Source organism: Streptomyces sp. OfavH-34-F (assembly GCF_022347745.1).
GTDB lineage: Bacteria > Actinomycetota > Actinomycetes > Streptomycetales > Streptomycetaceae > Streptomyces.
Map to the genome: position 1 here is coordinate 1 of NZ_JAKRGC010000247.1, position 9807 is coordinate 9807.

The window sequence follows — 9807 nt, forward strand, 5'->3', positions numbered from 1 at the left end:
GGCCACCGCGGCCGCCGCGCCGCCCGGCAGCAGGCGGCGGGCCAGCTCGGCCGGGGTCGGCCGGCGCGCCGGGTCCTTGGCCAGGCAGGCGGCGATGGTGTCGCGCAGCGGGCCCTCCAGCTCGCCCAGCTCCGGTTCCTCGTGGACCACCTTGTAGAGGAGGACGGCCGACGAGTCGCCGAGGAAGGGCGCGGAGCCGGTCGCCGCGTACGCCAGGACCGCGCCCAGCGAGAAGATGTCCGCCGCGCCGGACAGGTCGGTGCCCCGGATCTGCTCGGGCGCCATGTAGCCGGGCGAGCCGACGGAGACCCCGGTGGAGGTGAGCGAGGCGGTCGCGTCGATGGCCCGCGCGATGCCGAAGTCGATGAGGCGGGGGCCGTCGAGGGCGAGCAGGACGTTGGACGGCTTCACGTCGCGGTGGATCAGGCCCCGCTCGTGCACGGCGGCCAGCGCCTCGCCGAGTCCGGCGCCCAGCACCCGTACCGCGTGCTCGGGCAGCGGGCCGTGCTCGGTGACGGCGGCGGAGAGCGGCGGGCCGGCCACGTACCCGGTGGCGACCCAGGGGACGGGGGCGTCCGGGTCGGCGTCCAGGACGGGCGCGGTCCACTGGGCGCCGATCCGCCGGGCGGCCTCCACCTCGCGCCGGAACCGGGCGCGGAACTGCTCGTCGAGCGCGAAGTGGGGGTGGACGACCTTGACGGCGACGGTGCGCCCGCCGGCGCTGCGCCCGAGGTACACGCGGCCCATGCCGCCGGCGCCGAGTCTGCCGAGCAGCCGGTAGGCGCCGATGCTCAGCGGTTCCCCGGCTTCCAGCGGCTGCATATTAAGGACTCCCCCTGTGAACCGGCCGGACCTCCGACCGAAGCCTAGTTCGTGTCCGGAAGTCTCGTCCGGCCACGGGAGAAACCATCCGCCGATTTCGCCCCCAAGGGAACGAACGACGTCATTCCCCGCGATAAAAGGCGTGAATGCGCCGGTCGTCCGCCGGGTGGATTGCGGGAGGCGCCGCAGCCGATTGCGGGAGACATCGGGAGTACACACCCGAGGGCTCCCGCAATCGGCCATTCACCGCGTGTTCAGTTGAATCGAAAATGGCTTTCCCGGGCGGTGGGATGTTCTCATCCGCCGAGCAGCTCCACCTTCACGTCCGCCGGGAAGCCCGCCTCCGCGCCGGTGCGGCGCGCGAACTCCTCGACGCCCCTCAGCTGGTCCGGACCGAAGCGGAAGTCGAGCGTGGTGAAGTAGCGCTCCAGGACCTCGGCGTCGAAGGCCTCCCAGCGCGCCGCCTGCTCGGCGACCTTGGTGACCTCCTCCAGGGACAGGTCGCGGGAGGCCAGGAACGCCTCGTGGACCTGCCGGACCGCGGTGGGCTCGGCGGCCAGGTAGTCCTTGCGCGCGGCCCAGACGGCGAAGACGAACGGGAGGCCCGTCCACTCCTTCCACATCGCGCCCAGGTCGTGGACCTGGAGTCCGAGCCGGGGGGCGTCGTGCAGGTTGGCGCGCAGGGCGGCGTCGCCGATGAGGACCGCCGCGTCCGCCTCCTGCATCATCACGCCCAGGTCGGGCGGGCAGGTGTAGTAGTCCGGGCGGACGCCGTACCGCTCGGCGAGCAGCAGGCGCGCCAGCCGCACGGAGGTGCGGGAGGTCGAGCCGAGGGCGACGCGGGCCCGGTCCAGGTCCTCCAGGGGACGCTGCGAGACGATCACGCAGGACATGACGGGGCCGTCGCAGCCGACCGCGATGTCGGGGAAGGCGACCAGGTCGTCGGCGTTGCGCAGGAATTCGACGAGGGTGACGGGGGCGATGTCCAGCTCGCCCCTCACCAGTTGCTCGCTGAGCTTCTCGGGGGTGTCCTTCGACAGCTCCAGGTCGAGCAGCGTTCCGGTGCGTGCCAGCCCCCAGTAGAGGGGAAGGCAGTTGAGGAACTGGATGTGGCCGACGCGCGGGCGGGGGCGACGGTCGTCGACCGCGGCGTTTGAAACGGTTGAATTGTCCACATCGCGAGGCTAGACCCGCCGTCCGCCCGCCGCCCCACCGGGGGCGTGCGGCGCCCGGGAAGGGGCTCCCGGATGACCCATCCGGATGGCTCGCGCGCGCGGCTATCAAACATCCGGGTGAGGTGATCTTTCCCTCTACCCTTCCGCACATCCCGCATGCTACGCTCGACATCAAGTTGCAGTTTGGTTTCCCTTGCAGTACAGAGCCTGCGGAGCATGTGACCCCGCAGGCTTTTGTAGTTTTCAGACTTCATTGCAGGTTCTGGAGCAGGGCAACCCTTTGGCCCAAGGAGGGCTTATGGCTACCGGAACCGTCAAGTGGTTCAACGCTGAAAAGGGCTTCGGCTTCATCGCCCAGGACGGCGGCGGCCCGGATGTCTTCGTCCACTACTCCGCGATCAACGCGTCCGGGTTCCGCTCCCTCGAGGAGAACCAGGTCGTGAACTTCGACGTCACCCAGGGCCCCAAGGGCCCGCAGGCGGAGAACGTCACCCCGGCCTGAGTTGCCCAGGGTCGGCCGATCGCGGCCGTAAGAGCAGTACCCAAGGAGCCCCGCTCCCCCCGCACCGGCGGAGGGCGGGGCTCCTGCCTGTGAGGAGGCCGTACGCCCCCGTCCCCGGCCGTCCCTTGACCTTCACACCGTGTGAAGCCGTGCAGTGGAGACCGTCACGTTCACCATCGGAGACTTCGCCCGGTACGGGCGGGTGTCGGCCCGCATGCTGCGTCATTACGACGAGATCGGGCTGCTGCGCCCGGACCGCACCGACCCCTCGACCGGCTACCGCTACTACGGCGCCGCCCAGCTCGCCCGGCTCAACCGGATCATCGCGCTCAAGGACCTCGGCTTCACGCTCCAGCAGGTGCGGTCGGTCCTGGACGACGAGGTCGGCCCGGAGGAGCTGCGCGGGATGCTGCGGCTGCGCCGTACGGAGCTGGAGGCGGCGATGGCCGCGGCGGCCGCACGGCTGGCGCAGGTCGAGGCGAGGCTCCGGTCGATCGAGAGCGAGGGACGCATGTCCACGGACGACGTCGTGATCAAGAGGGTGCCCGCGGTGCGGGTCGCCGAGCTGACCGGGGTGGCCGGCAGCTACGAGCCGCAGGACATCGGGCCGGTCATCGGCCCGCTGTACGACCGGCTCTTCCCGCTCCTCGGGGAGGCCGGGGTCTGCCCGTCCGGCCCCGGGGTCGCCCGCTACGAGGATGCCGCCGACGGCGGCGGCAAGGTCGTCGTGCACGCCGGGGTGACGGTCTTTGCCCCGGTGGGCCCGGTCGGCGACACCGGGATCACGGTGGTGGAGCTGCCGGAGTTCGAGGCGGCGACCATCGTGCACCGCGGCTCTATGGACGCCGTGCTGCCGACGACCCAGACCCTGGCCCGCTGGATCGACGCCAACGGCTACCGGTCGGCCGGGTACGCCCGCGAGATCAGCCTGGAGTGCCCGGAGGACCGGGACGCCTGGGTGACCGAGCTGCAGGAGCCGGTGGTGCGGGCGGCACGCTGAGACCGGGGCGCCCGGCCGGGGGGCGTCCGCGACCGCGCGGCGGACGCCCCCGCTCACCGTCACCCCCGTCCCGTGAGCCTCTCCCGTCCCAACTGCCCCGTTCCACAATCGTTGTCGAGGGCTTGTGCAGAGGCCCCTCCGTTGCTGACGGGCCGACCCTTCACAAGGCAGACTGTTGACGGCGATATCAACGGTATGGAGCAATCCGGACGGCCTGTGACCGATCCGGACACACCGCCCCGTGCCGTGCCGTGCGCAGGGGACAGGAGGCAGCAATGGGCCATGGCGACGGGCCACGGGTACGCGTTCCGCAGCAGCGAATCCCGGAGCGGCGCCCGGAGGACGAGGGCGCGCTGCACTTCTCCGTACTCGGGCCCGTACGGGTCCGGCGCGGCGGCGAGCCGCTGCCGTCCGGATCGCCGCAGCAGCGCGCGCTGCTGACGGCCCTGCTGCTGCGCGGCGGGCGCACCGCGACGGCCGGCGAGCTGATCGACGGCATCTGGGGCGACGAGCCGCCCTCGCAGGCGCTGGCCGCGATACGCACGTACGCCTCGCGGCTGCGCAAGGTCCTCGGCTCCGACACCCTCGTCAGCGACTCCGGCGGCTACGCGATGCGCACCGCGCCGGACGCGCTCGACCTGACCGTCGCTCAGGAGCTGGCGGCCGGTGCGGAGAAGGCGCGGGCGGCCGGGGACCGGGACGCCGCGCGGGCCCTGCTGAACAAGGCGCTCGGGCTGTGGGACGGCGAGGCGCTGGCCTCGGTGCCCGGCCCGTACGCGGAGTACCAGCGCACCCGCCTGGAGGAGTGGCGGCTCCAGCTCACCGAGACCCGGCTCGACCTCGACCTGGAGGCCGGCTGCCACGCGGAGGCGGTCTCCGAACTGACCGCGCTCACCGCGGCGCACCCGCTGCGCGAAAGGCTGCGGGAGCTGCTGATGGTGGCCCTGTACCGCAGCGGCCGGCAGGCGGAGGCGCTGGCCGTGTACGCGGACACGCGGCGGCTGCTCGCCGAGGAACTGGGCGTGGACCCGCGCCAGGAGCTGGCCCAGCTCCAGCAGCGCATCCTGCGCGCCGACGAGGAGCTGGCCCGCCCGGCCGACGACCCGGCCCCGGCCGCCGCACCGGTCCGCCCGGCCCAGCTCCCCGCGACCGTCCCGGACTTCACGGGCCGGGCGGCGTTCGTCCGCGAGCTGGGCGACCGGCTGGCGACGGCCGAGGGGTCCGTGATGGCGGTCTCCGCGCTGGCCGGCATCGGCGGCGTCGGCAAGACGACCCTCGCCGTCCACGTCGCCCACCAGGCCCGCAAGCACTTCCCGGACGGGCAGCTGTACGTCGACCTCCAGGGCGCCGGGGCGCGGGCCGCCGAGCCGGAGACGGTCCTCGGCTCGTTCCTACGGGCGCTCGGCACCGCGGACTCGGCGATCCCGGACACGCTGGACGAGCGCGCCGCGCTCTACCGCTCCACGCTCGACGGCCGCCGGGTCCTGATCCTCCTGGACAACGCCCACGACGCCGCCCAGATACGCCCGTTGCTCCCCGGCACGGAGGGCTGCGCGGCGCTGGTCACCAGCCGGGTGCGGATGGTGGACCTTGCGGGCGCCCATCTGGTGGACCTGGACGTGATGTCCCCGGACGAGGCGCTGCAGCTGTTCACCCGGATCGTCGGCGAGGAGCGCATCAACTCCGAGCGGGAGGCGGCGCTCGACGTGGTCGCCGCGTGCGGGTTCCTGCCCCTCGCCATCCGGATCGCCGCCTCGCGGCTGGCCTCGCGCCGTACCTGGACGGTGTCCGTCCTGGCCGCCAAGCTGGCGGACGAGCGGCGCCGGCTGGACGAGCTGCAGGCCGGCGACCTCGCGGTGAAGGCCACCTTCGAACTCGGCTACGGCCAGCTGGAACCGGCCCAGGCCCGCGCCTTCCGCCTCCTCGGCCTCGCGGACGGCCCCGACATCTCCCTGGCCGCCGCGGCCGCCCTCCTCGACCTGGACCCGCACACGGCGGAGGACCTGCTGGAGGCCCTGGTCGACACGTCCCTGGTCGAATCCGCCGCCCCGGGCCGCTACCGCTACCACGACCTGGTCCGCCTCTACGCCCGCTCCTGCGCGGAACGCGACGAACAAAGCCCGGGCGAACGCGCCGAGGCCCTGTCCCGGCTGCTGGACTTCTACCTGGCGACGGTGGCCTGCGTCAGCGCGCTGGAGAAGCCGGGCGACACCCTGATCGACCATCTGGCGCCCACCTCGTACAGCGGGCTGACGTTCACCGACCGGCGCGAGGCGCAGGACTGGCTCTACAACGAGGCCGCGACGCTGCTGGCGTGCGCCCGCCAGGCGGCGCACGGGCCGTCGACCGCACCCGCCGTCGACCTCCTCTGGACGGCCATCGAGCTGGCGGAGTCGGGGGCGAACTCCAAGGAGTACGAGGCGACCGTCGTCGCCGCCTGCCAGGCCGCCGAAGCGGCCGGGGACACCAAGGCCGAGGCCAGAGCGCTGCTCACGCTCGCCAACGTGCACCACGTGTCCGGCCGCTTCGACCTGGCCGAGCACGAGTGCACCCGGGCCCTGCGGCTCTCGGCGGCGGCCGGCGACCCGCTGCCGGCCTGCTGGGCGTCGAACCTCCTCGGCATCGTCGCGCTCTACGAGAACCGGCACGCGGACGGCGAAAGGCATCTGACCCGCGCCATCGAGGACTTCCGGGACCTCGGTGACCGTCCCGGCGAGGCGTCCGCCCTCTGCAACCTGTCACGCGTCCACCTGGCCATGGGGCGTACGACCACGGCGGTGTCCCTCGCCCAGCGGGGCACGGCCATGTACGACGAGATGAACCACGCGCTCAAGGGCGCGAACGGCCGCTACGCGCTGGGGCTCGCGCTGACGCAGAGCGGCCGGCTGGAGGAGGCGGCGGACAGTCTCAAGGAGGCGTACCAGGTCTTCAAGGACAGCCGGCAGCGGCTCTGGGAGGGCATGTCGCTGTTCCGTCTGGCCGAGCTGGACATCGCGGCCGACCGCCCGGCCCAGGCAGCCGCCAACTCCGAGACGGCGCTGACGGTTCTGCGTGGCATCGGCGGGGAATGGCGTCGGGGGAACGTGCTCACGGTCCTCGGCCGTTCGCTGTCCGGGATCGGCCAGACCGGGCGTGCGCAGGTCTGCTGGCGCGAGGCACTGGAGATATTCGAGTCCCTCGGCTCCCCCGAGGCCGCCGACGTACGCCGCCTCCTCGCCGCCGCCACGGTTTCCTGACCCGGCCTGCCCTGCCTGCCCGTTCATCGTTCGTTTATCGCGCCGGTCCACTCTCTGAGCAGTCGATCCGCCGCGTCGGGGGGCAGGCGGGGCGACTCAAGGCCGTGGCACTAATGTGAGCGGCCCGACAGGCCCGTCCGGCAGTCCACGGGGGAACAGCCGGACGGGCCTCGCCGAACCAGCACGAAGAACGACTAACGGGAGTAGACGATCATGGCCGACGAGAGCACTGAGCCGATCATCAAGCCGCTCAACACCCACGCCACCAGCGCCCCGGCGGACCTTCTGGGCACGGACGGCACGATCAAGCCGCTCAACACCCACGCCACGTCGGCGCCCGAGGGTGAGACCGAGGACAAGACGGACAACACCCACGCCACGAGCGAACCGGCCAACTAAGCCGCACATCGACGGGGGCACGGGGGGAACGGCCGCGGCGGCGCGGAGGGGGAGCCGTCGCGGCCGTCGCGTGTCCGGGGTCAGTAGCTGAGTTCTGCCGTGACCCGGCACTTCTTGACGCGGGACACCGTGCGCGGGCTGTCCATGCGGACGGAGACCGTCTTCGTCTCGCCGCCGTCCGCCTCCACCGTCGCCTCGCCCGTGTCGACCAGGTTGCCCATGGCGTCCAGGAAGGACACGTCGACCTCGTAGGTGTGCGTGCCGGAGGTGACCGCGGTCAGCCGGACCGTGGAGGCGGTGTACGCCTTGCGCTTGCCCCTCGCCGGCTGCGCGCAGCGGAACACGTACACCCTCGGCGCGTCCGTCGCGGTGGGCGCGGGGGTGGGGTCGGTGTACGTGGAGCCGGAGGAGCCGCTCGACGAGCCGTAGTCCGTGTCCGAGTCCGTGTCGTGGTACGTGCCGTTGCTCTTCTTCGAGTTGGAGCACCCGCCGCCCCCGCCGCTGCTGGACCGGCTCTTGCTCTTGCCCTTTCCTCCGTGGCTGCCGCTGGAGAACCCGGTCAGCGCGAGCACCACCGCGACCAGGACCACCGTCAGCTTCACGTGCTGCCGTCTCATCGAACCCCCCGTTTTTCCGGTTCTCTTCCGTTTCGGTGCGTCACCGGCCCACCGGCCGGGCGACACGGCACCGTAGCGCACAGCATGGCGCGCGAGCCCGGCGACCCGGTCATGGCCCTGTCACGGTCTCGTCCCCGTCTGGTGGCGGCCGTCACACGTGCGGCGTAGCGTCGGAGCGAGAGCGCCGATATGCACCCGGAGGTCCCGGAGGTACGGAAATGATCCGCAACGTCCTCGGTGCGATCCTCGCTCTCGCCGGAGCGGCGGCCGCCGTGCTGAGCCCCTTCCGTGACTGGTACGACGGCCGCCTCGGGCGGCACTACCGGCTGGGCGACCTCTTCACCGGGGCGGGCGTGACGGGTACGCCCCCCGGCGGGCTCATCGGGTCGCTGTGGCTGCCGTTCCTGTGCGCGGCGGTGGTGGCCGTGGCCGGGGTCGTCCTGCGCTCGCGCTCGCTCGTCGCCGTGGCGGGGGTCGTGGTGCTGGGGTTCACGGTGCTGTGGATGGTCCGCGTCTTCCAGACCACCGACAGCCTCGTCGTCGCGGGCGACGGTTCCGGGCTCGGGCCCGGTGTCGCGCTCGCCGGGGGCGGGGGCGTGCTGCTGCTCGCGGGGTCGGTGGTGATGGCGGGGCGGCCCGGACGCCGGCGGCGGCCCTACGAGGCGCCGGGATCGGGTACGCCGGACACCTGGCCGCCGACGCGGGAGCCGGGCCCTTCGGTCCAGACGAGCCCGTGGCCCGAGCCGGAGGGCGACGACACGTACACCGGCCCCCGGCCGGACGCCCCGCGCCGGCCCGACGACGACGGCAACGGCCCGCACGGCCCGCGAGGCGCGCAAGGCGCGTGAGCGCGAGGCGTGCGCGGCCCGGGACGGGTTACGCGTGGGCCCGTGCGCCCGTACCCGTGCCCTTCTGCGCGTCCAGCGCGTACACGCAGCGGTCCTTGCTGCACGCGTACACGACGCCGTTCCGTGCGACGGGCGTGCCCGTGATCTCGCCGCCCGTGGCCAGCTTCCAGCGGAGCTGGCCGCCCGTCGCGTCGAGGGTGTACAGCACGTGGTCCGCCGACCCGAAGTGCACCCGGCCGTCCGCGACGACCGGCGCGCCGACGACCTCGCCGCCCGCGGCGAACCGCCACTTCGGGGTGCCGGTGACGGCGTCGAGGGTGTAGAGCGCGCTGCCGCTGCCCACGTGCACGTTGCCCGCGGCGACGAGGACCGGCTCGGCGGACTGCCGGGCCTCCGTGGCGATCCGCCAGCGGTCCTTGCCGGTCGAGGCGTCGAGCGCGTACACCGTGCCGAGGTAGTCCGCGAGGTAGACCCCGCCGCCGGTGACGGCCGGGCCGGGGGCGAAGGCGGGCGGCGAGAGGAAGACCGCCGGGCACTCGAAGTGCCAGCGGACGTGCCCGGAGGCGATGTCCACCGCGAGGACGCGCGTCCCGGCGGCGACGTACACGTAGCCGTCCGACGCCGGGGTCACCCGGACCGGGACGCCGCCGCAGGAGGCCGCGTCACCGATGGGGTACGTCCACCGCTCGGCGCCGGTCCGGGCGTCGAGCGCCTTGAGCCGGGCGTCCTGCCAGACGTACACCGTGCCGTCGTGGATGACGGGCCCGCCCTCCGGCGTCTCGAAGTCCGTCTGCGCGCCCGTGAGGTCCCACAGCTTCTCGCCGGTCGACGCCTCCCACGCCTGGACCCCGCCGCCGCGCGTGGCGGTGAGGACCGTGCCCCGGTCGGCCTTGAGCGCGTACACCCAGGCGTCGGCGGCCGTCCGCCAGCGCTCGGCGCCCGTGGTGGCGTCCAGGGCGTAGAGGGAGGGGCCGTCCGAGGCGTGGATGCGGCCGCCCTCGACGGCCATCGCCCAGGCGACGTCCCGGGTCTTGAACTGGCGCCGGCCGTTGCCGGTGTCCAGCGCGTGGACCTCGAAGGACGTGACGTACAGCAGGTCGCCGACGACGACGGGCGTGCCCCACACGTCGTTGGACATGCGGAACCGCCAGGGCCGCCAGCGCGGGGGCCCGGACGGCCCGGCGTCGGGCGCCTGGGCCGGGGCGGGC

At 73.2% G+C, this 9807-nt stretch carries 9 protein-coding genes; 5 read left to right on the forward strand and 4 right to left on the reverse strand.

Features of this window, described 5'->3' with window-relative positions:
- Both MHW47_RS26680 and MHW47_RS26685 read right to left on the reverse strand, forming a co-directional pair.
- On the reverse strand, positions 1-822 hold an 822-nt coding region (locus MHW47_RS26680), incomplete at its 3' end, for a serine/threonine-protein kinase (protein ID WP_239226321.1).
- Between the two features lie 296 nt (positions 823-1118).
- Complete coding sequence (locus tag MHW47_RS26685) at positions 1119-1997, reverse strand: menaquinone biosynthetic enzyme MqnA/MqnD family protein (protein WP_239226322.1); 879 nt, start codon at positions 1995-1997, stop codon at positions 1119-1121.
- Positions 1998-2295: 298 nt separating this feature from the next.
- Here MHW47_RS26685 and MHW47_RS26690 point away from each other — a divergent pair, with 298 nt between their 5' ends.
- The 4 genes from MHW47_RS26690 (at position 2296) to MHW47_RS26705 (ending at position 7134) form a co-directional block, all read left to right on the forward strand.
- Complete coding sequence (locus tag MHW47_RS26690; RefSeq protein ID WP_003967102.1) at positions 2296-2499, forward strand: cold-shock protein; 204 nt, start codon at positions 2296-2298, stop codon at positions 2497-2499.
- 214 nt (positions 2500-2713) lie between these two features.
- Positions 2714-3499 carry a MerR family transcriptional regulator gene (locus tag MHW47_RS26695; RefSeq protein ID WP_239226327.1) on the forward strand — a complete coding sequence of 262 codons (786 nt, stop codon included), beginning with the start codon at positions 2714-2716 and terminating at the stop codon, positions 3497-3499.
- 275 nt (positions 3500-3774) lie between these two features.
- Positions 3775-6735, forward strand: coding sequence for a BTAD domain-containing putative transcriptional regulator (locus MHW47_RS26700; protein ID WP_239226323.1), 2961 nt, complete (start codon positions 3775-3777; stop codon positions 6733-6735).
- 213 nt (positions 6736-6948) lie between these two features.
- Positions 6949-7134 (forward strand): hypothetical protein, encoded by a 186-nt coding sequence (locus MHW47_RS26705; RefSeq protein WP_143620470.1) that lies wholly within the window; start codon positions 6949-6951, stop codon positions 7132-7134.
- 80 nt (positions 7135-7214) lie between these two features.
- On the opposite strand, the gene MHW47_RS26710 is transcribed toward MHW47_RS26705, so the two are convergent.
- Positions 7215-7751: a hypothetical protein gene (locus MHW47_RS26710; protein ID WP_239226324.1), complete on the reverse strand. Its 537-nt coding sequence runs from the start codon at positions 7749-7751 to the stop codon at positions 7215-7217.
- A 218-nt stretch (positions 7752-7969) separates the two neighbouring features.
- On the opposite strand from MHW47_RS26710, the gene MHW47_RS26715 reads away from it, so the two are divergent.
- The gene (locus MHW47_RS26715; protein ID WP_239226325.1) at positions 7970-8599 is read left to right on the forward strand and encodes a hypothetical protein; all 630 of its coding nucleotides are present in this window, start codon (positions 7970-7972) and stop codon (positions 8597-8599) included.
- Positions 8600-8627: 28 nt separating this feature from the next.
- Here the strand turns inward: MHW47_RS26715 and MHW47_RS26720 are convergent.
- Positions 8628-9807: PQQ-binding-like beta-propeller repeat protein (locus MHW47_RS26720; RefSeq protein ID WP_239226326.1), on the reverse strand; the 1180-nt coding region annotated here is incomplete at its 5' end.